The sequence below is a fragment of the Vibrio sp. AND4 genome, from assembly GCF_000171815.1.
GTDB lineage: Bacteria > Pseudomonadota > Gammaproteobacteria > Enterobacterales > Vibrionaceae > Vibrio.
Map to the genome: position 1 here is coordinate 1 of NZ_ABGR01000032.1, position 21,166 is coordinate 21,166.

General features: G+C 44.4%; 16 protein-coding genes and 1 pseudogene. 11 read left to right on the forward strand and 6 right to left on the reverse strand.

Annotation, left to right across the window (positions count from 1 at the left end; translation table 11 throughout):
• A pseudogene (locus AND4_RS16540) lies at window positions 1-451 on the forward strand (carboxynorspermidine decarboxylase); the annotation flags it as partial.
• A 151-nt stretch (window positions 452-602) separates the two neighbouring features.
• On the opposite strand, the gene AND4_RS16545 reads toward AND4_RS16540, so the two are convergent.
• Together AND4_RS16545 and AND4_RS16550 are read right to left on the reverse strand one after the other, a co-directional pair.
• Window positions 603-1,115, reverse strand: coding sequence for an ACT domain-containing protein (locus tag AND4_RS16545; RefSeq protein ID WP_009844124.1), 513 nt, complete (start codon window positions 1,113-1,115; stop codon window positions 603-605).
• A 230-nt stretch (window positions 1,116-1,345) separates the two neighbouring features.
• Entirely contained in the window at window positions 1,346-2,248 is a 903-nt protein-coding gene (locus tag AND4_RS16550) for a DUF3943 domain-containing protein (RefSeq protein ID WP_043991810.1), read from the reverse strand.
• 198 nt (window positions 2,249-2,446) lie between these two features.
• On the opposite strand from AND4_RS16550, the gene AND4_RS16555 reads away from it, so the two are divergent.
• Window positions 2,447-3,673: a CinA family nicotinamide mononucleotide deamidase-related protein gene (locus AND4_RS16555; RefSeq protein ID WP_009844126.1), complete on the forward strand. Its 1,227-nt coding sequence runs from the start codon at window positions 2,447-2,449 to the stop codon at window positions 3,671-3,673.
• A 133-nt stretch (window positions 3,674-3,806) separates the two neighbouring features.
• Here the strand turns inward: AND4_RS16555 and yfaE are convergent, their stop codons facing one another.
• From yfaE to ubiG, 4 genes are all read right to left on the reverse strand, one after another.
• Window positions 3,807-4,085 carry a class I ribonucleotide reductase maintenance protein YfaE gene (yfaE, locus tag AND4_RS16560; RefSeq protein ID WP_009844127.1) on the reverse strand — a complete coding sequence of 93 codons (279 nt, stop codon included), beginning with the start codon at window positions 4,083-4,085 and terminating at the stop codon, window positions 3,807-3,809.
• Window positions 4,085-5,218 (reverse strand): class Ia ribonucleoside-diphosphate reductase subunit beta, encoded by a 1,134-nt coding sequence (gene nrdB, locus AND4_RS16565; RefSeq protein WP_009844128.1) that lies wholly within the window; start codon window positions 5,216-5,218, stop codon window positions 4,085-4,087. Before nrdB ends, yfaE begins: the two co-directional genes overlap by 1 nt.
• Before the next feature lie 80 nt (window positions 5,219-5,298).
• Window positions 5,299-7,581, reverse strand: a complete 2,283-nt coding sequence (gene nrdA, locus AND4_RS16570) for a class 1a ribonucleoside-diphosphate reductase subunit alpha (RefSeq protein ID WP_009844129.1) — start codon at window positions 7,579-7,581, stop codon at window positions 5,299-5,301.
• 495 nt (window positions 7,582-8,076) lie between these two features.
• A complete protein-coding gene (gene ubiG / locus AND4_RS16575; RefSeq protein ID WP_009844130.1) occupies window positions 8,077-8,784 on the reverse strand; it encodes a bifunctional 2-polyprenyl-6-hydroxyphenol methylase/3-demethylubiquinol 3-O-methyltransferase UbiG in 708 nt (235 codons plus the stop codon).
• A gap of 309 nt (window positions 8,785-9,093) precedes the next feature.
• On the opposite strand from ubiG, the gene gyrA reads away from it, so the two are divergent.
• The 9 genes from gyrA to AND4_RS16620 all read left to right on the forward strand — a co-directional run.
• Entirely contained in the window at window positions 9,094-11,817 is a 2,724-nt protein-coding gene (gene gyrA / locus AND4_RS16580; protein WP_009844131.1) for a DNA topoisomerase (ATP-hydrolyzing) subunit A, read from the forward strand.
• An 878-nt stretch (window positions 11,818-12,695) separates the two neighbouring features.
• Window positions 12,696-12,872 carry a hypothetical protein gene (locus AND4_RS16585; RefSeq protein WP_009844132.1) on the forward strand — a complete coding sequence of 59 codons (177 nt, stop codon included), beginning with the start codon at window positions 12,696-12,698 and terminating at the stop codon, window positions 12,870-12,872.
• Between the two features lie 225 nt (window positions 12,873-13,097).
• The gene (gene ribA / locus AND4_RS16590) at window positions 13,098-13,745 is read left to right on the forward strand and encodes a GTP cyclohydrolase II (RefSeq protein WP_009844133.1); all 648 of its coding nucleotides are present in this window, start codon (window positions 13,098-13,100) and stop codon (window positions 13,743-13,745) included.
• A 173-nt stretch (window positions 13,746-13,918) separates the two neighbouring features.
• A complete protein-coding gene (locus AND4_RS16595; RefSeq protein WP_009844134.1) occupies window positions 13,919-15,181 on the forward strand; it encodes an imelysin family protein in 1,263 nt (420 codons plus the stop codon).
• Between the two features lie 92 nt (window positions 15,182-15,273).
• Window positions 15,274-16,656: a di-heme oxidoredictase family protein gene (locus AND4_RS16600; protein WP_009844135.1), complete on the forward strand. Its 1,383-nt coding sequence runs from the start codon at window positions 15,274-15,276 to the stop codon at window positions 16,654-16,656.
• A 10-nt stretch (window positions 16,657-16,666) separates the two neighbouring features.
• On the forward strand, window positions 16,667-17,704 hold the full coding sequence (locus tag AND4_RS16605) for an imelysin family protein (RefSeq protein WP_009844136.1): 1,038 nt from the start codon (window positions 16,667-16,669) through the stop codon (window positions 17,702-17,704).
• Window positions 17,685-18,767 carry a DUF1513 domain-containing protein gene (locus tag AND4_RS16610; protein ID WP_009844137.1) on the forward strand — a complete coding sequence of 361 codons (1,083 nt, stop codon included), beginning with the start codon at window positions 17,685-17,687 and terminating at the stop codon, window positions 18,765-18,767. Before AND4_RS16605 ends, AND4_RS16610 begins: the two co-directional genes overlap by 20 nt.
• Window positions 18,768-18,870: 103 nt before the next feature.
• Window positions 18,871-20,463 (forward strand): L,D-transpeptidase family protein, encoded by a 1,593-nt coding sequence (locus tag AND4_RS16615; protein WP_043991809.1) that lies wholly within the window; start codon window positions 18,871-18,873, stop codon window positions 20,461-20,463.
• A 172-nt stretch (window positions 20,464-20,635) separates the two neighbouring features.
• The coding region (locus AND4_RS16620) for a DUF882 domain-containing protein (protein WP_043991814.1) at window positions 20,636-21,166 on the forward strand (531 nt) is incomplete at its 3' end.

Here is a 21,166-nt window from a genome sequence, read left to right on the forward strand (position 1 = left end):
TGGTGTACAAATGTACCTAGAGCCTGGTGAAGCCATCATCACTAAGACCACGGATCTTGTAGTAACGGTAGTTGATGTTGTGGAGAACGAAAAAAAGACAGCAATCGTGGACTCGGCAACGGAAGCGCACCGCTTAGACACACTTGTCTACAATGAACCAGCATCAATAAGAGAAGCATCAGAAAACGGTAAGTACGAGTATGTGATTGGGTCATGCTCGTGCCTTGCTGGTGACCAGTTCTGTGTGACTAACTTCGAACAGCCAATTGAAATTGGTCAACGTCTGCACATTCTTGATAGTGCGGGTTACACTATGGTGAAACTTAACTGGTTTAACGGTCTACGAATGCCATCAATATATTGTGAGCGTTCAAATGGTGAGGTTCAAAAGCTGAACGAATTTGATTATTCTGATTTCAAACGATCTTTGTCTCGATGGACAGTGAGTTAGCCATCTTTTCTTTGGTTGAAACGATGGTATTTGATATTAGATTGGTTTAATACAAGAGGCTGAATTAAGAAAGGTTGAACGTAAAAAGAGCAGCACAACGTTGCTCTTTTTATTATCGTATCGCTAATGGAAGATAGACTAAGGCATAGTATTAGCCTTCCACAATAACGCGAGTATCTTCACTGAGTGATTCCAACTCGTTCGCTACATCATTAATTTGCAATTCTCTAGGCAACTTTATCGCCATTTTTGCACTGAACAAACTGGAGCTGACGCCAATACCATCAGCAATGAAGACACGTTGGCAGTCCATATCTAAGATTGAAATGCCTTGTCCGTCGAGAAAGTGAGTTATCTCGTTAACGATACCTGCACGATCATTGGCATCCAGGCGTAACTGAAACACGGTTTCTTCTCGGTGAGAGTGTGGATCAGAATCGACAAACTCAACGATAAGAGTCTGGCAAGCGGAAAACGCTTCCTTCACGGCGTAGACGCTTTCCTCTGGCAGTTCCATTTTGATCACTCCAGCCACTTGGTCTTCAATGAAGTTGACTTTACTGAGGAGCCATTTGCTTTGGTTCTCATGTGTAACAGCAGCCAGTTGTTTAATAGTTGCTGGTGATGCCTGGCCGACGAAATTAACGATAAACACAGTGTTCATAATGGTCCCTCCCGGAACAAGGCTCGGGTGTAGCACGGTTGGGTGAATCACTATTCGAGCTTCAAGAACTAAAACGATTGGAATTTTTTCGTAACTTTAGTGTAGGCGCTGATGAAAGAGTGTGTTTGACAGAGGTCGAATTTTGGCGCTAATTCGTGATGTAAATAATGAAAAAATGTTGCCAGGGGGGATAAAAAAGCAGCTGATAAGCTGCTTTTAGAGGAATAGTCCTAGAAGGTGACCTTCATCTCAATACCATAGAAAGCATTGTCGTAACTTGCACCTGAGTCCATCGCGAATTTCGCGGCGTCCTTGTTGCCGAGCCAAGGTGATGATTTGAATTGGAGCTCTGCGCTGCCGCCCCAAGCATCGGATACCCAGTAGTGTATATGGCCAACAGGGTTCAGGAAGAAAAGGGAAACATCACCTATCGTCTCTGAGCCCATTACTTCACCGCCACCAGCAATAATGTCTTGTTCGGCATTTAGCATCATCTCACCGACCACGGCACCAAAAAATGGAGTAATAAACAAGTCTTGCCATGATGGTACTTCAGCAAACGCTTCTACACCGTATTCCCAGAAAAAAGCCGACATTGTCGTAGAGTAAAGGAAGGATTCAAATTCGTTATAGCCCGCGTGGCGTGCAGCTGTGTAGTAAACACCGCCGAAATAAGGATGCATGATATAATTCAGGAAGTGTTCATCACGATCCCAAACCGGACCGCTAGTGACATTATCTTTCCACTTACTACCTAGCTTGCTCATGTCGCGATCTTCATCATCCCATTTAGTGATGCTCTCAGGGAGCAGTGTCATCAGGCTCACCGTCGCCACACTCAAACCAAGAATGGTGTATGTTTGCCCCATGAGGTAGTCCCAATCTTTATCTTTTGGAACGATAAAGTGCTTTGGTTGAAGACCTGCGCCTAGGTTTAAAGAATCATCGCTATCTAAGCCCATCGCAAAGCCACGGTTTTGTGCTTCGAAACTATACAGAGTGGTTGTTTCACAGTAACCTGAAAGGCAATCAGGCGTGTAAGAAAACTCGATATGGTTACTCATGTCGTACTGACTCGCATTTGTCGCAGCAGATGCCGTCAGCACAAGACCGCTTAGCGTTTTCTTGAACATGGATGATTTTGACACAAAGGTCTCCGAGTGATTGGTTTGATGATCGGTATCACAATTATCCCCTAAAAGAACAGTCATTTAAATACTTGACCTAAATTTAATGCCAACAAATTATCTAAGAGATTAGTCGAACAAAATAAAAAAGATACAGGCACAATACCGGAAAATCGTAGATTTTGCCTATTTCAGGAGTTAGTTGTGAAAATTGCTATGCTTAGCACCGGTGAAGAAGTCCTTCATGGTGATATCGTTGATACCAATGCGGCTTGGCTGTCGAGCTTATTTTATCAACATGGATTTGGTTTAACCAAGCGCTCGACTGTTGGAGATAAACTTTCAAGCTTAATAGAAGAATTTTTGATGCTCAGTTTTAATAACGATGTGGTGATCGTTAACGGTGGACTGGGCCCTACCACAGACGACATGAGCGCTGTTGCGGCCGCGAAAGCAGCCGAATGTAATCTCGTGTTGTTCAAAGATTGGTCAGATCATCTAGAGGCGATGTACGCGCGTCGAGGTATTCCAATGCCAGACAGCAACCTCAAACAAGCAATATTGCCAGAGACGGCAGAAATTGTGGATAATCCAATAGGTACCGCTTGTGGCTTTAAAATGCTGATCAATGATGCGGTTTTCTATTTTACACCGGGTGTACCAAGCGAGTTTAAACTAATGGCAGAAACACAAATTTTGCCAGACTTGATAAAATTATTCCCTGAAGTTGAGAGTGCATCTTGTAGTCGAATTTACACCTTTGGGCTGTCAGAGTCCGGTATCTCGGACAAACTAGACCAAATGAAGCTGCCATCAGGTTATGAGCTTGGTTACCGCTCTTACTTACCGTTTATTGAGGTAAAATTATTTGGCCCCTCTAATCAGGTAGAGCAGCGAATGAAGCTGATGCAATTGATTCACAAACACCTTGAAACCAACACGGTAAGTGTGGATTTGCCTATGGTTGAGCATGTCGGTCAACTGCTGATGGATAAAGGGCTAACCTTGTCAGTTTCGGAGAAAAGCAGTGCGGGGTACTTGACCTATTGGCTTAACGGTGATGAAAATGTAGAAAAGCAATTCGGTCACGGATGGGTGTTGCCTGACCAAACTATTACTGACGAAGGTGACCCATTAGCCGCAACGTTTGCTTTGGCAGGTGCAACCCGTGAGAAGTGTGGCTCTGAGTTAGCACTCGTCACCGGAAAGCTTGAAGATGAGCTGTTTTCCGTTGCAATTTCTACCCCAACAGGAGAGTGGGGAGCCTTATACAAGTTGTCGAAAAAATACCCGCGCGACGATCGAGTACAAATCATTAGTGCTGCCGCGTTAGACCTTTTACGCCGTTACTTGGAGCGTAAGCCAATGTCGGCTAAATATGCTTTTTTAGAGAAAGTCAAAGAGATGCACATCCCGAGTAGTGTGCTCTAGAGGTGTTTTTTGTCCTAGGAGGGTAAATACATCAAGGTCGAAATGCGCACCATTGGACGAGACAGTAGATAGAAAAAGCCAAGGTAGTTAATCGCTTACCTTGGCTTTTTGTATTTGACTCGCTTGCTTTAAACTAAGCGCGCTTTTCTTTCATTGAATAGTTCACGTCACTCAGGGAGACGTCTGATTTCGCCTTACATATGCAAGGCAGGATCTCATCTGGCTGGGTATAAGCCATGGCAAAACCAACGTACTCCACTTCACCTGACTCTAACTTACATCGGCAAGTGCCACAGTGGCCGTCTCGACAATTGTATTCAGGTAATAAGCCAGCTTGTTCCATTGTCTCCAAAATTGTATTGGATGGGTTGGACTCAATACTCTCGAGTTTGTTGATTTTGATACTTGGCATTACAGTTCAAATCCCTCAAAGTCACCTGAACTTACTTCATTATCTATTTGACCAACAAGGTAAGAGGAGATCTCTGCTTCTTGCGGTGCAACTTGAACGTTATCCGATGACAACCAAGCATTGATCCATGGGATCGGGTTTGTTGTTGCTTCAGGGTAAGCTTTTGGCAGGCCTACCGCTTGCATACGGATATTGGTGATGTACTCCACGTATTGGCTCAAGATATCTTTGTTTAAGCCAATCATAGAACCGTCTTTAAACAGGTACTCTGCCCATTCTTTTTCTTGCTCGGCCGCTTCTTTGAAAAGGTCAAAACACTCTTGTTTTACCTCTTCTGCGATTTGCATAAAGATAAAGTCGTCTTGCCCGTTACGTAGCAGGTTGATCATGTGCTGCGTACCATTCAAGTGAAGCGATTCATCACGAGCGATAAGCTTAATTATTTTGGCGTTGCCTTCCATTAGCTCACGTTCCGCAAAAGCAAATGAACAGGCAAAACTTACGTAAAAGCGTATGGCTTCGAGTGCATTTACGGACATCAAACAGATGTACAGTTTCTTCTTCAGGTCATAAAGGCTGACCTTTACTGTTTCACCATTAAGAAGGTGCTCGCCTTCACCATAACGGTGATAGTCGTTGGTCGCCTGAATTAGGTCATCGTAGTAGTGTGCAATGTCTTTTGCTCGCTTAAGTATGTGCTCGTTCTCAACGATATCGTCAAATACAACACTAGGATCATTCACAATGTTACGGATGATGTGCGTGTATGAGCGAGAGTGAATCGTCTCGGAGAAAGACCATGTCTCGATCCATGTCTCTAGCTCTGGCAGAGAAACAATCGGGAGCAGTGCAACGTTCGGGCTTCGGCCTTGAATCGAGTCGAGCAGCGTTTGGTACTTCAGGTTTGAAATGAAGATGTGCTTCTCATGATCAGGCAGTTTGTTGTAATCGATACGATCGCTTGAGACGTCAACTTCTTCTGGACGCCAGAAGAAAGACAGTTGTTTCTCGATTAGTTTTTCGAAAATTTCGAATTTTTGTTGGTCGTAACGAGCAACATTCACTGATTGACCGAGGAACATAGGTTCCTTTAACTGGTCGTTTTTGTTCTGGTTAAAAGTACTGTAAGCCATAATGCCTCAATTCCTTTTAGACCTCCCCAAAAGAGGAGGTATTCGATAGTTTGTTTCTACGGATTGTTAGGGGCTAAAGATTAAATCTTACAACCGCCGCCTGCACAATCGTCATCTTGTGGTTGAACTGCGTCTTTCTGGTCGTCTTTCGCACCATCACGAGTGTTGTGGTAGTAAAGCGTCTTCACACCAAACTTGTATGCCGTAAGGAGGTCTTGAAGGAGTTTCTTCATCGGAACCTTACCGCTATCGTAACCAGAAGGGTCGTAGTTCGTGTTTGCAGATATCGCTTGGTCGACAAATTTCTGCATAATGCCCACAAGGTGTAGGTAGCCTTCGTTTGAACCTATGTTCCAAAGCAGTTCATAGTCGTTTTTCAGCTCGGCGAAATCTGGCACAACTTGCTTCAGAATACCGTCTTTCGACGCTTTGACGGAAACGAATCCACGTGGTGGTTCAATCCCGTTTGTTGCGTTGGAGATCTGAGAAGATGTCTCAGATGGCATCAACGCAGTCAAAGTAGAATTACGAAGACCGTGTTCCATAATTTCTTGGCGTAAGGTGCCCCAATCGTAGTGCAGTTTCTCGTCACAAATTAGGTCAACGTCTTTCTTATAAGTGTCGATAGGCAAAAGGCCTTTCGCGTAGTTAGTCTCATCGAATAAAGGACATTTACCTTGCTCTTTTGCAAGCATAACAGACGCTTTTAATAGGTAATATTGGATCGCTTCAAATGTACGATGCGTAAGACCGTTTGCGCTGCCGTCAGAGTATTTCACGCCATTCTTCGCTAAGTAATATGCGAAGTTGATAACACCGACACCTAAGGTACGACGATTCATTGTTGATTTGTATGCAGCTGGCAGTGGGTAGTCTTGGTAATCAAGCAGAGCATCAAGAGCACGAACAACAAGCTCAGACAACTCTTCAAAATCGTCTAAAGACTTGATAGCACCAAGGTTAAATGCGGAGAGTGTACAAAGTGCAATTTCACCTGAATCATCTTCAACGTTCTTCAGAGGTTTAGTTGGCAGTGCGATTTCTAAACAAAGGTTTGACTGACGAACTGGCGCGACTTCAGAATCAAACGGACTGTGTGTATTACAGTGGTCCACGTTCTGGATGTAGATACGACCTGTTGACGCGCGCTCTTGCATTAGTAGAGTAAACATCTCAATCGCTTTAACGGTTTCCTTCTTAACTGAAGGATCGTTTTCGTATTTCACATAGAGACGTTCAAATTCTTCTTGGTTTTCGAAGAAGGCGTCGTATAGACCTGGAGCGTCTGATGGGGAGAACAGCGTAATATTGCCCCCCTCGACTAGGCGTTGGTACATCAGTTTATTTAACTGAACACCGTAATCCATGTGACGAACACGGTTTTCTTCAACACCGCGATTGTTTTTAAGGACCAGTAGTGAACGAGCTTCGCCGTGCCATAATGGGTAGAATACAGTTGCTGCACCGCCACGAACGCCACCTTGAGAGCAACATTTCACTGCAGTTTGGAAGTATTTGTAGAATGGGATACAACCTGTATGGAAAGCTTCACCACCGCGAATCTCAGAACCCAGCGCACGGATGCGTCCTGCATTGATACCAATACCCGCACGTTGGGAAACGTAACGTACGATAGAGCTTGCTGTTGCGTTGATAGAATCTAGGCTGTCACCACATTCAATCAATACACATGAACTGAACTGACGAGTCGGCGTACGTACACCAGACATGATCGGTGTAGGTAATGAAATCTTAAATGTCGATGTCGCATCGTAGAAGCGTTTGATGTAGTCAAGACGTGTTTCTTTTGGGTAGTTAGCGAACAAGCATGCAGACACGAGAATGTATAGGAACTGCGCACTTTCGTAGATTTCGCCGGATACACGATTTTGTACGAAGTACTTACCTTCCAGCTGTTTTACCGCAGCGTAAGAGAAATCAAGGTCGCGCTTATGTTCAAGATACGCATCAAGCTCATCTAATTCTGCTTTTGTGTAGTCTTCTAGGATGTGCTGGTCGTACTTACCCATATCAACAAGACGTGCCACGTGGTCGTGCAACGTTGGCGGTTCGTATTGGCCGTATGCTTTTTTCCGCAAGTGGAATACCGCTAGACGTGCCGCTAAGTATTGGTAGTCCGGAGTCTCTTCGGAAATCAGGTCTGCAGCAGACTTGATGATTGTCTCGTGGATATCTGACGTGGTGATGCCGTCATAAAACTGGATGTGAGCACGCAGTTCTACTTGAGAAACTGAAACGTTGTTAAGACCTTCGGCAGCCCAAGTAATAACGCGATGGATTTTCTCGAGATCGATAGTTTCTTTGCGGCCATCACGCTTGGTGACGGTAAGTTGTTGGTTCATTCTGCTTTATTTCCCTAAGAAAACTGATTAAAGCCGTGTTTTTGTTTATTTACGTGCGAAGTTTGTTAACTTTGCCGCGGCTTTGTGATCAAAGTCTATCTATATATTGTAGCTTAAACACAACATATAGGGGTTAATTTGTTCTCGAGTTACAAGATAGTGCTGTTGCTCAGATTTATCAAGGTACAGGTTTGGGATGACTTGTGGATAACTAAAAAATATAAAAAATCAGTAAGTGAACACTAACCGATGACAAAAGAGCTGACTTGAGTAGGGAAAATTACGTTTTTCAGATTGGTTCATAAATAACCTGACGTAAAAAAATTTTCCTTGATCTTTGTGTGTTTTTGTTTGCTAAAAATAGATTGGTCAAAATGGAATCGATGGCACTTTTTTTTACAAAAATTGAAAAAAAGCGGCGCTTATGTGCTGCCGCTTTTCCATCGTTTTATTTTGAAACTAGCTCAATCACAAACATCGCCGTGATCGATAGAATCAAGTTTTAGTCGTATGGACAATGTAGTTTACATCGACATTACGGCCGAGCGTGTAGTTGTCGTTGAGAGGGTTGTAGTGCAAACCTGTAATGCCCATTTCGATCAAGTCAGTTTGGTCAATCATCTTCATTATTTCAGCGGGTTTGATGAACTTAGCGTGGTCGTGTGTGCCTTCTGGGACGATCTTCAGCAGCTTCTCTGCACCTACAATAGCAAATAGGTAAGACTTGATATTGCGGTTTAAAGTCGAGAAGAAAACATGGCCGCCGGGCTTCACCAAGGCTGCGCAAGAAACAATCACAGAGAGTGGGTCTGGCACGTGCTCGAGCATCTCCATACAAGTCACAACATCATAGGTGCCAGCATTTTCAACGGCGTGATCTTCTATAGTGTTTTGGATGTAAGTCAACTTAGTGCCCGTTTCAAGTGCATGCAGCCGGGCGACTTCTAGTGGTTCTTTACCCATATCTAGACCAGTAACAAGCGCGCCTTCTTTAGCCATGCTTTCCGCCAGGATACCGCCACCACAACCTACATCGAGTACTTTCTTGCCAAAAAGACCATCGGCTTTCTCTAGGACATAGCTCAAGCGAAGCGGATTAATTTGGTGAAGTGGTTTGAATTCGCCTTCCAAATCCCACCAGCGGGATGCCATGTCTTCGAATTTCTTAATTTCACTTGGGTCGACGTTTTTTGCTTTTGTCATGATAGTAATATCGCTTCGCTAATAGTCCTTTGGAAGCTGTGATTATACTCCAATGGTACGATACGTTAAAACTGCTTCTTTTCTCACAATCGCAACAGGGAAGATTTTTGAGCATAGCTGGTGAAAATACAATCACTTTTCAGGTTGATACGACAAGAGTGTGCAAATTCTCTTCATTTATCGCACAACCAAGCTCACAACCTGATAAAACGAGTGGGAAAGTGATGCCCCGATAGCAAATTGTGTGTTATATTTTTGCACCTTACACGTATCGTAATTACGATCAGAAAATAGAGGGATAATGGCTCTATGAGCGATTTAGCTAGAGAGATCACGCCCGTAAACATAGAAGATGAGCTTAGAGGTTCATACCTAGACTACGCGATGTCAGTCATCGTAGGTCGTGCCCTTCCAGATGTGCGTGATGGCCTAAAACCAGTACACCGCCGCGTTTTATTCGCGATGAACGTACTAGGCAACGATTGGAACAAACCATATAAAAAATCAGCCCGTGTTGTCGGCGATGTAATCGGTAAGTATCACCCGCACGGTGATAGTGCTGTGTACGATACCATCGTACGTATGGCTCAGCCGTTCTCACTACGTTATATGCTGGTCGATGGTCAAGGTAACTTTGGCTCGATCGATGGCGACTCTGCTGCGGCAATGCGTTATACCGAAGTACGTATGGCGAAAATTGCCCACGAACTTTTGGCTGACCTAGACAAAGAAACCGTAGACTACGTACCTAACTATGATGGTACGGAGCAAATCCCAGCGGTTCTTCCAACCAAAATTCCTAACCTATTGGTAAACGGTGCTTCTGGTATCGCGGTAGGTATGGCAACCAACATCCCACCACATAACCTTGTTGAAGTGATCGACGGCTGCCTTGCATTCATCAATAATGAAGAAATCACCATTGATGAGCTGATGGATTACATTCCTGGTCCTGATTTTCCTACGGCAGCGCTTATAAGTGGTCGTAAAGGCATTGTAGACGCATACAAAACAGGTCGTGGCAAAATCTACATGCGCTCCAAAGCGGACATCGAAGTGGAGAAGAATGGTAAAGAAACCATCATCGTCACTGAGATCCCTTACCAGGTAAACAAAGCTCGCTTGATCGAAAAGATCGCTGAGTTAGTTAAAGATAAGAAAGTAGAAGGCATCAGTGCGCTACGTGACGAGTCAGATAAAGATGGCATGCGTATCGTAATTGAATGTAAGCGCGACGCTGTGGGTGAAGTGGTTCTAAACAACCTTTACGCACAAACTCAGCTTCAAACCACTTTCGGTATCAACATGGTTGCGCTAAACAATGGCCAGCCGCAGCTGTTCAACCTCAAAGATATGTTGAAATGCTTTGTTGACCACCGCCGTGAGGTTGTAACTCGTCGTACTATCTTCGAACTACGCAAAGCACGTGAGCGTGCGCATATTCTTGAGGCTCTGTCTCTTGCGCTGGCAAACATCGATGAAGTTATCGAACTGATCAAAAACGCACCTACGCCGGCAGAAGCAAAAATTGGCTTAGTATCGCGCGGTTGGGACCTTGGTAACGTTGCTTCAATGCTTGAGCGTGCAGGTACTGATGCTGCTCGTCCAGAATGGTTAGAAGAGCAATATGGTATCCGTGACGGTCAGTACTACCTAACAGAGACTCAAGCACAAGCGATTCTAGAGCTTCGCCTACACCGTCTGACGGGGTTAGAACATGAGAAGATTCTTGACGAATATAAAACACTTCTAGAAGAAATTGCAGAGCTAATGCATATTCTTGCAAGCACTGAGCGCCTGATGGAAGTGATCCGAGAAGAGTTAGAAACGGTTCGCGATGTTTACGGTGATGAGCGTCGTACAGAAATCACAGCAGCTAGCCATGACATTGATATGGAAGAGCTGATCGCTCGTGAAGACGTAGTGGTAACACTTTCTCACGAGGGTTACGTTAAGTACCAAATTCTTAGCGACTACGAAGCTCAGCGACGTGGTGGTAAAGGTAAGAGCGCAACGAAGATGAAAGATGAAGACTTCATCGAACGTCTACTCGTCGCAAATACCCACGATAACATTCTATGTTTCTCGACCCGTGGTAAAACTTACCGTCTTAAAGTTTACCAGTTGCCACATGCGACTCGTACTGCACGTGGTAAGCCAATCGTAAATATTCTCCCACTTGAGGATGGCGAACGTATCACTGCAATCCTTCCGGTAGATGAGTTCTCTCCAGAGAAATTTATCTTCATGGCAACGGGTGATGGTACGGTTAAGAAGACTCCTCTGAACCAGTTCGCAAACGTTCGTTCTAACGGCCTGATCGCGGTTAACCTGCGTGATGACGACTCACTGATTGGCGTTGATATCACCAATGGCGATAGTGAAATTATGTTGTTCTCTAAAGCTGGTAAAGTGGTCCGCTTTAAAGAAGCAGAAGAAATCCCAGTATTAGATGAACAAGGTAAACCAGTCCTAGATGAAAATGGTCAGCCAGAGATCAAGTTCAAGGGTGTTCGACCAATGGGACGTACTGCATCTGGCGTGCGCGGTATGAAACTGGCGGAAAATGATCAAGTTGTCTCTCTTATCGTTCCATCTAATGAAGGTGATATCTTAACGGTTACTCAAAACGGTTATGGTAAACGTACTGAACTGAGTGAATACCCGACTAAAGGTCGTGGTACACAGGGCGTAGTGTCTATCAAGGTATCTGAGCGAAATGGCCCAGTTGTTGGCGCGGTACAAGTAGAAGAAGGCGACGAGATGATGATGATCACCGACGCTGGTACTTTAGTGCGTACACGTGTTTCAGAAGTAAGCCAAGTTGGCCGTAACACTCAAGGTGTCACTCTTATCCGTACCGCTGAAGACGAGTCAGTGGTTGGCTTGCAGCGTATCGAAGAAGTTGAAGAAGTTGAAGAAGTTGAACTGCCAGAAGGCGAAGAAGCGGAAGCAACAGAAGCAAACGCGGAAGGTCAAGCTCCTGAAGTACCAACAGTGGATGATGCAGCAGAAGGTTCCGAAGAAGAGTAACCTTTTCTTTTCCTTCACTGTTAGATTGAAAGCCGAGCGTATTACGCTCGGTTTTTTTATATTGGTATCAAGATAATCAAATAACCTTGATACCTCTATATCCAATTAACTTCTATACCCAAATAACCTTGAGATGCTTGGTTTAGCGATAATGACTTGGTTTGCAGATATTTGAATATGCTAATCGTAGTAAATAACTGGACATTCTAGCTGGCAATAACACGAGACAAATTCGTTTAACATCATGATTGATCATTGTGATCGTCTATTGATCAAATAGAGAAGGTAGGGAGATTTGATTAAATAGAACAATCCAGTTTCGTTATACTTTAAAATCTGAATTAATGATCTTCTCTTAAATCTAGTGTTAATTTCGCTGTTTATAAAAGGAAAGGCTTAAATAGATGTTGTTCTATTCGGCTTCATTCATTTGTTTGAAATGATACGCAGAACTTTTGCAATGCAATATTTCATCAGTAACACCGATTGCTTGAGTCTAGCTAGCAGGCTGATAAATAGCTGTTTATAATGGTATACCAAGTATTTTGAGATTGTTTGGGTATACATTTAGTCTAATCCGACCAAGAAAGAAAAACTATTTACCTGATCGATATTCTCGTGTTGTTCTATATTTTAAGCTTTTCTTTTCTCTAACTGCATTAACAGACTAGCCATTTTAATGGTTTTTTCATCTTTCTTTGTAATTTTTGAACAGAGATATAATCGCAAATAATGTGACTATTATTCCACTATTAGAAATAAATTGTGCACATAACAAGCAGGATGTTACTATTTCTGTGAATTTATAAAGACTCCAGTAAATAGCAGGCCATGAGAATCGGGCTGGAGAAGTAATAAAGAACGAATAGGTGGAATTAGTGGATTCAGTTATATCACAATTAAAAAAAGACTTTTATTCGCAGATTCGTGCGTTTCAGTCACCGAAGCTACCACAAAACACATCGACGCTTGCTGTATTAACCGATGAAGAAATTCAAGAGCTCGAAGCGGTTTGGATTGAGCTTGCGGTATGGAAGCGCAGTCAAACACATTAAACTCAATCTCGCTATTGATACATTCGAAACCTCAGCCAAATTTGTCTGAGGTTTTTTATTGTAGTTAAAACTGAATGTTATATTATAACAATCATAAAACGAAACAGTGGGTATCATCCTACTGGATTGTTAGCCTACCATAATAACAATGGTGCTCGTTGTGATCTCAACATTGAAAAATGCGGTATCAATCCCCATAGTTGAAGAGCGAATGAGAGTAATCCCATGAATGCGATAACGAAAATGCATCAAGCAATAGATCGAGTGAGTGTAGATATGGCGGAAGTACGAGCCAGAGTAGATTTTAAAGTCGGGGCACAGAGCAATATTGATGCCGAAATCCTGTCTTTCCAAGGCCTGAAGACAGATAAAGAGCACGTTGCGATTATCTTTAAACGAGCGGACCAAACGCAGGAAATGCCGTTAGTTCGCATGCACTCTGAGTGCTTGACTGGTGATGTGTTCCACTCTTCACGCTGCGACTGCGGCGAACAACTGGAAGAGACCATCAATCGGATGGGCGAGTCTGGTGGTGTCATTCTGTATCTGAGACAGGAAGGGCGCGGCATTGGCCTTTATAACAAGATCGACGCATACCGCCTGCAAAGCCAAGGCATGAACACGTACGAAGCAAATAACCATTTAGGTTTTGATGATGATCTGCGCGATTTCACTGAAGCGGCGCAAATGTTGGAAGCCCTAGGGATTAAGAAAATCCGGCTCGTGACGAACAACCCCAAAAAAATCCGTGAGCTGTCGGAATATGGGATCGAAATATCAGAGGTTGTTAACACTTCAGCGCACATTAAAGATGGTAACGAAAGTTACCTCAAAGCAAAGGCTTCTCACGGTAAACATAACTTAAAGGTCTGATCCAAAATTAAAACAGATGACAAGTTAACTGAAAGGCCTCGATTTACGAGGCTTTTTTCGTTTCTGGAGTTGCAAATAAATTGTAAATTTGTATTATCTGTGGATTAAAGTGTAAATAAGAATAATTAGCACTTCTAATACGATAATTAAAATGCTCAACAAGGATGCTCCAGATGAATGCAAAAACAGTCTTAGTCCAATCTATTGCTGCATCACTCCTCATTGCAAGTGGATCTACGGTTGCTGCCACAGTAACTAAACAACAGGTTGTCGAACATTATGCAGACGTGGCACATGCTGTGTTTGCCGATTCTTTGGTAACGGCTAAAGCACTTGACGCAAAAATTGATGAATTTCTCAAGTCTCCATCTGAAGAAAAGCTCGAAGAAGTCAAACAAGCTTGGTTAGATTCTCGCGTGCCTTACCAACAGTCTGAAGTTTTCCGTTTTGGTAACGCGATTGTCGATGATTGGGAAGGTCAGTTAAACGCGTGGCCACTTGATGAAGGCCTGATTGACTACGTGGCGACTGATTATCAATATGAATTAGGTAACGAAGGCGCGGCTGCAAATATAGTAGCAAATACTAGCTTGCAGATTGGTGCCTCTAAGCTCGACGTGTCAAAAATTACGCCTGAACTCATTGCTGACTTGAACGAAGTTGGCGGTTCAGAAGCAAACGTAGCCTCTGGTTACCACGCGATTGAATTCCTGCTGTGGGGACAAGATCTTAACGGTACCAACGCGGGGGCAGGTCAACGTGCTTACACAGATTTCGTGGTTGGTTCTGAGTGTACGAATGGTCACTGTGACCGTCGTGGTGAGTACCTAAAAGCGGCAGCCGTTCTTCTGGTTCAAGACCTAAAATGGATGGAAAATCAGTGGTCTATCGAGACAAAAGGAAACTACCGTGAGGAGCTTCTAAACGGCTCTGCAGACAGCGGTCTGCGCAAGATGTTATTCGGTATGGGTTCTCTTTCTCTCGGTGAACTCGCAGGTGAGCGCATGAAAGTAGCACTAGAAGCGAACTCGACGGAAGACGAGCACGATTGTTTCTCAGACAACACACATAACTCTCACTACTACAATGAGCAAGGCATCTACAATGTTTACACTGGTACTTACAAGGGCGTAAGCGGTAAAGAACTGTCTGGCCCAAGTCTTGCTGACCTTGTTGCTCAAAAAGACAAGAAAGCCGCGGAAGAGATTCAAAAGCAGTTTGATACAACACGTAGCCAAGTCGGTGAGCTAGTGACTTCAGCAGAGAAGAACAACCAGCACTTCGACCAGCTAATTGCGGCGGGCAACGCACAAGGTAACGCACTAGTTAACGACACTATTATGTCGTTAGTAGCACAAACTGGTGCTATTGAGCGCGCGGCAAAGATTGTTGGTATCGACAGCCTCAGCCCAGATACTGCCGATCACGAGTTTTAATAAAAAAAACATAATAAGTAAGGGCTCCTTGTGAGCCCTTTTGACGTTTAAGCTCGTTGTTATCACCCTTGTTGTATATTTAGAGCAATGATATGAAGCCATACCTAATTTCTGCGCTAACCGCGTTCCTCTCTTTTTCTGCCATGGCTTACGATGTTAAGTCCGGTGGTAAAACCAGTGTAAAAAAAGATGGCGCAAACGCCTATTCTCTTCCGGCTGCGAACTTGCCAATGAGTAAGCGTCTTGATTTCAGTGTTGGTAACAGTTTTTTCCGGAACCCTTGGGTGCAAGCCCCAGCGTCTACAGATGCACGGGATGGTCTAGGCCCACTGTTCAATACCAATGGCTGTCAGAACTGCCACATTAAAGATGGTCGCGGTCATCCGCCAGAGAAAGACGACTTACACGCAGTGTCTATGTTGGTTCGCTTGAGCATTCCTGCGATGACGCCAGAGCAAAAGCAAGCCTATATCAAAGAGGGCACTGTACTTGAGCCAACTTATGGCGGGCAGCTTCAAGACTTCGCCCTGCAAGACCAAACGCCAGAGGGCAAAATCGAAATCACTTATACCGATGTGCCGGTGAAATTTAAAGATGGCACGACAGTGACGCTGAGAAAACCTCACCTGAACATTACTGATTTAGGCTATGGTGACATGCATCCTGATACTGAATTTTCAGCACGTGTTGCACCGCCAATGATCGGCCTTGGTCTACTAGAGACTATACCTGAGAAAACGCTGGTCGCTTGGGCTGATGAACAGGACACCAACAAAGATGGGATCTCGGGAAAAATAAATAAAGTGTGGGATATTAAGAAAGATGATTTCTCGATTGGCCGTTTTGGGTGGAAAGCCGGACAACCGACGCTAATGCAGCAAAATGCGGCGGCATTCAATGGTGATGTCGGCTTGACGAGCCATTTTTTCCCGAATGAAAACTGTACCTCTAATCAAACCATTTGTGACGACATGCCAAATGGCGGTAAGCCAGAAGTGAGTGAGAATATTCTCGACTTTGTGGAGTTTTACAGCCAGCACCTAGCAGTGCCAATTCGTCGTAATGTGAATGATCCAAAGGTAATTCTAGGTCAGAAAATCTTTGCGGGTTCTGGGTGTGAGAGCTGTCATAAAACCAAGGTTAAAACCGCCAAAAGATCTGAGTTGCCAGCGTTGTCTGAGCAGCTTATTCATCCATATACCGACCTGCTGCTACACGATATGGGCGAGGGGTTGGCTGATAACCGCCCAGAATACCTTGCAAATGGGCGAGAATGGCGAACGGCACCATTATGGGGTATCGGTTATACCGAGGAAGTGAACGGCCATACTTACTTCTTACATGATGGTCGTGCCCGTAACTTGATGGAAGCGGTATTGTGGCACGGCGGTGAAGCGGAAACCGCTAAACAAAATATCTTAGCACTGAACAAAAAAGAACGTGACGCGCTGATTGCGTTTCTGAACTCTTTATAGGGAACCCGCCATGAATAAAACACGTTTAGTCAGCACGATTGCTACAACATTAAGTTTGCTTGGATGCCAATCAACCACAGGGTCAAGTCCAGCCAAGCCTGAGAGTACAAGCCATATTTCACAAAATGCTTATGAAATTGAGTTTAACGCAGCACAGGCATTTTTAGCGCAAACCAGCGAGCTTGAGCAGAGCTTTGTTGCCTACTGCGCTTTAGAAACGAAAGAAGATACACAAATAAAACGACAGTGGCATCAAACTATGCTGGCGTGGATGGCATTGCAAGGCCAGGAACGTGGTCCTGCGACAGCATTAGAGCAAAGCTGGAACATTCAGTTTTGGCCAGACAAAAAGAACACCACTGGACGCAAAATGTCTGCACTGACGAAATCTGATCAAACTTGGCACGCCAAGGATATCTCCACGCAAAGCGTCACCGTCCAAGGTTTAGGCGCATTGGAATGGCTGCTTTACGATCAGTCATCGACTTTATCTAGTAACAGTAATACCTGTGCGACGGGGGTTGCGATTGCAGAAAACCTCGACAACAAAGCGCAGATCATCGCGGATTCATGGGCAGAGAACCCTTGGAAATCGCTAGAGATAACGGAATGGGAATCTGAGTACATTTCACTGCTCTCTAATCAGCTGGAATACAGCATGAAGAAGTTAAGTCGTCCATTAGCGAAGATTGGCAAGCCTCGTCCTTATTTTTCAGAATCGTGGCGCTCCGAGACGTCACTTTCGAACCTAAAAGCGAACCTTACTGCAATGGAAGCGCTTTATTTTGCCAACGGTAACGGGCTAGATGCGCTATTGAGAGAACAAGGTCATGCGGATTTAGCTGATCGTGTGGTTCACCAGTTCGAGATGGCTTTAGATACATGGCCGGAAGATAAGAGCTTGTTTGCCGCGTTGCAAACAAAAGAAGGCTATCGGATGGTGCTAGCGCAATACAACAAACTAGAGCAATTGAAGTACTTGATCCACGAAGAAGTGGCGATTGAGCTTGGTGTGGTTATAGGATTTAATGCAACTGATGGTGACTGATCAAACCCGCCGAACCTTACTGAAAGCCGCTCTTTTCGGAGCGGCGGTTCCTGCTATGCCATTTGGTTGTGCTTCCACAAGCTCTCGTGAGCCAGCGTTGATTGGCTGCTCTATTATCGGCCGAGACAAATACGCGGCAGTGGTGGCCGATGAGCATGGCATGCCGCTCTCTTCGCTGCCTATTCCCGAGCGGGGTCATGGCGTGGCGACAAACCAGCAAGGCCATGCCGTGGTTTTTGGTCGACGACCTGGCACCTTCTTTATGGTGTTTGATTATCGCTCAGAGCAAATGATCAAGCTGCAACTGGCAAAACCGAATCGCCATTTCTATGGTCATGGTGTTTACTCTCATGACGGCACGTTGCTATTTGCGACAGAAGGAGAAAGGGGAACAAGCCGGGGAATCATTGGTGTTTATGATGTGCAAAAGCAATATCAAAAAATCGATGAGTTAACAGGCTTTGGACTTGGCCCTCATGAAGTGATCATGATGCCTGATGGTGCCCTTGCCATTGGCGTTGGCGGCGTACATACCAATGGTCGTCAACCGCTCAACCTTGATACGATGAAGCCAAGTTTGAGTTACTTGTCTCAACAAGGTGAGTTGTTGGATCAAGTCTCTCTACCGGATCATAAGCTGAGCATTCGTCACTTAGCTAACGATGGTGCAGAGACAGTACTTTGCGGTCAACAATATCGCGGTGAACCAGATGAGTATCCAGCACTGATCGCCATGCATACTCGTGGTGGTGTAATGCAAGATCTTCATGCTGAGCCGGAGGAGTGGGCGCGATTCAATCATTATATCGCAAGTATTGCAGCAACCGATGAATGGATCCTCGCAACTTCACCGCCGGGCAGCTGTTACGGTATTTGGTCTAAGTCAACAGGTGCGTTGGTTGAGTTGAGTGCGTTACCAGATGCTTCAGGCGTTGTTATCTATGGTGATGAGTTCCGAGTGAGTTCTGGTGCGGGCAAAGTCGTAGGAAAAAGGCCAACTGAGTCTAGCAATGTCATTGCCAGTGGCGTTCAGTGGGATAACCATTGGTCCAGAATTGTTTAGAAAGATCATTGGGTAAACCATTATTGAGAGTATTGTTGTTATTTTCTTCTCAGATTCTTAACTTTAAAGCGGCAACATGTGAGATATTTGCCATAATTTTTTTATGGCATGTGACGAAAGGATCGTTTCAGTGATTGCTAGATTACTTATAATAACGGCACTCTTTGTGCCGTTTTGCAGCTTTTCAACAGCAGTTTCTCTTGATAAGTCTGCACAAACAGAGCAAGAGGGGGCTGTTCAAAAGCTCTCTGTCGAGAAAATGATTCACTACCCGGCGATCATTGATCAACTGTACCAAAGTACAAACTATCGCCTGAATTGGGAAAAGAAAGAGACTGTAGAGCTGCTCATTTTCCAAATAAAGCTGGTGGCATTAGCTGAGGTAACTCAAGAGTTTGACAACCAGTTGCGACGAATTGAGCAAGTTCGTAAGCAAGGTGACACGCTCGACTTTGACCTTGTTATGACAGACTCATTGCTTATGTACCTCTCATATCTTGAACAGTTACCCGAGGAAGGGCTCAATTGGCTATTTGCTAGTAAAGCCCACGTCAAACTTCCGGGACCAAGCATTGAAACTTTGTCTTTACTGAGTAATGAAATTACAGTCGGTAAACTTGACCAATTCCTTGCTGGCCTGCGATCGCCATTGCAAATGGAAGACTCGTTCAATACTGCTTTCGCTTCGCTATCGACCTACGCAAAATTCAAGTTTCCTCGTTACCAACAAGACAAAAGATTGGCCCGAGTTGGTGATGCGCTGTTCGATAAGGCGAGCTTAATCGCTCGAATGCAAATTGTGGGGGTTGAAGTTGGGCACTTGGATACTGAGAGTAGGCTTTATGATGACAACCTTGAGCTTGCTGTTATGGAGTTTCAGCGCATTCACGGTTTGAAACAAGACGGGGTTATCGGCCCTAATACTCTACGTTGGGTTAACTTCTCGCCTCAGCAACGCTTACATTCATTGGCGTTAAATGCTGAGCGCTCACGTATCTGGTCCAAGAAACGAGACAACGTGGTATTTGTTAATGTACCTGGGTATGAAGTGACGTACTGGCACGATGGTCGACCATTGTTTGAGTCTAAAGTCGTGGTTGGAAAAGCATCACGCAAGACCCCTATCATGACAGGTACGATGGATTCAGTCATTCTTAACCCTACTTGGAACGTTCCCTGGAAGATCATGGTGAAAGACATCATCCCCAAGGTGAAACGCAATCCAATGTACCTCATTGAGCATAATATCCAGATTATCCGCTCATGGTCCTCAAGAGAAGTGATTGATCCAACGACGATCAATTGGGCAACGGTTAACCCGAAAACCTTCCCATATCGTATGCGCCAGTCCTCAGGCTCTCACAATGCGTTAGGCTTGTATAAATTCAATATGCCGAATCCACAAGCGATTTATTTGCATGATACGCCTAGTAAAAACTTATTTAATGAGGACCGCCGAGCGTTTAGTTCAGGTTGTGTGCGTGTAGAGCATGCCGATCAACTCGCTGAGTTACTGTTTAAGACGCAGGGACTTGAAGCACGATTGGAGAGAAAACGTCAAAGCGGTCGCCGCTCAAATACGTCAGTACCGCTTACTGAGCGTATCCAAGTGCATATCATTTACCAGACTGCATGGTTGGAAGAGGGCACCTTATATTACCGCGATGATATTTATCAATATGATCACCAAGGGTGAAGTTCGTCCTGAATTTGAAAAAAATTATAATTCAGAAAATCTGTTTCCTGTTCAATAAGTAAACAGAAAATTCAAACCAAAAGTGATAAGCCGGACCAATTTATGCATTTGACGCATCAAGTTGGTTTCGGTAATGTCCGCTGCTCGTACAACAATTGGGCAGTGTTTCGTAATGGTAAGTCGTTATTTATCCCGTCGTGATTTTCTTAAAATGTCCGCTGGTGGTGTTGTGGTCGCTTCGACCCTGCCATCCGTATCTTGGGCGTCACGAGCTGACGAACCTAGAGTTCTTGCGATGAATAACCTAAATACAGGTGAATTGCTTGAATCATGTTATTTCGATGGTTCTAATTATGTCGATAAAGAGCTAAAGCGTCTTGATAACTTCTGTCGCGATCATCGTCGTAATGAAGTACACCCAATGGATCGACGCTTATTCGACCAAATTAGCCAAATTCAAAAACTGATTGGCACGGAAAATGAAGTGATTGTAATTTCAGGTTACCGCTCGCCAGCAACGAATTCATCTCTGCGAAATAGCTCCTCTGGGGTAGCGAAGAAGAGCATGCACATGGAAGGTAAGGCGATCGATTTCCGTCTAGATGGTGTAAAACTGTCGAAAGTCCGAGATGCGGCGCTCAGCCTAAAAGCAGGCGGCGTGGGTTATTATCCCCGCAGCAACTTTGTACATATTGATACCGGT

What these genes read in the sequence shown, in the direction of transcription:
- ribA (WP_009844133.1), top strand. Translation starts at nt 13,098, where the DNA reads ATGAATGCGATAACGAAAATGCATCAAGCAATAGATCGAGTGAGTGTA.
- AND4_RS16615 (WP_043991809.1), top strand. Translation starts at nt 18,871, where the DNA reads ATGGCATGTGACGAAAGGATCGTTTCAGTGATTGCTAGATTACTTATA.
- gyrA (WP_009844131.1), top strand. Translation starts at nt 9,094, where the DNA reads ATGAGCGATTTAGCTAGAGAGATCACGCCCGTAAACATAGAAGATGAG.
- AND4_RS16600 (WP_009844135.1), top strand. Translation starts at nt 15,274, where the DNA reads ATGAAGCCATACCTAATTTCTGCGCTAACCGCGTTCCTCTCTTTTTCT.
- AND4_RS16545 (WP_009844124.1), bottom strand. Translation starts at nt 1,115, where the DNA reads ATGAACACTGTGTTTATCGTTAATTTCGTCGGCCAGGCATCACCAGCA.
- AND4_RS16550 (WP_043991810.1), bottom strand. Translation starts at nt 2,248, where the DNA reads ATGTTCAAGAAAACGCTAAGCGGTCTTGTGCTGACGGCATCTGCTGCG.
- yfaE (WP_009844127.1), bottom strand. Translation starts at nt 4,085, where the DNA reads ATGCCAAGTATCAAAATCAACAAACTCGAGAGTATTGAGTCCAACCCA.
- AND4_RS16610 (WP_009844137.1), top strand. Translation starts at nt 17,685, where the DNA reads ATGCAACTGATGGTGACTGATCAAACCCGCCGAACCTTACTGAAAGCC.
- AND4_RS16605 (WP_009844136.1), top strand. Translation starts at nt 16,667, where the DNA reads ATGAATAAAACACGTTTAGTCAGCACGATTGCTACAACATTAAGTTTG.
- nrdB (WP_009844128.1), bottom strand. Translation starts at nt 5,218, where the DNA reads ATGGCTTACAGTACTTTTAACCAGAACAAAAACGACCAGTTAAAGGAA.
- nrdA (WP_009844129.1), bottom strand. Translation starts at nt 7,581, where the DNA reads ATGAACCAACAACTTACCGTCACCAAGCGTGATGGCCGCAAAGAAACT.
- AND4_RS16595 (WP_009844134.1), top strand. Translation starts at nt 13,919, where the DNA reads ATGAATGCAAAAACAGTCTTAGTCCAATCTATTGCTGCATCACTCCTC.
- ubiG (WP_009844130.1), bottom strand. Translation starts at nt 8,784, where the DNA reads ATGACAAAAGCAAAAAACGTCGACCCAAGTGAAATTAAGAAATTCGAA.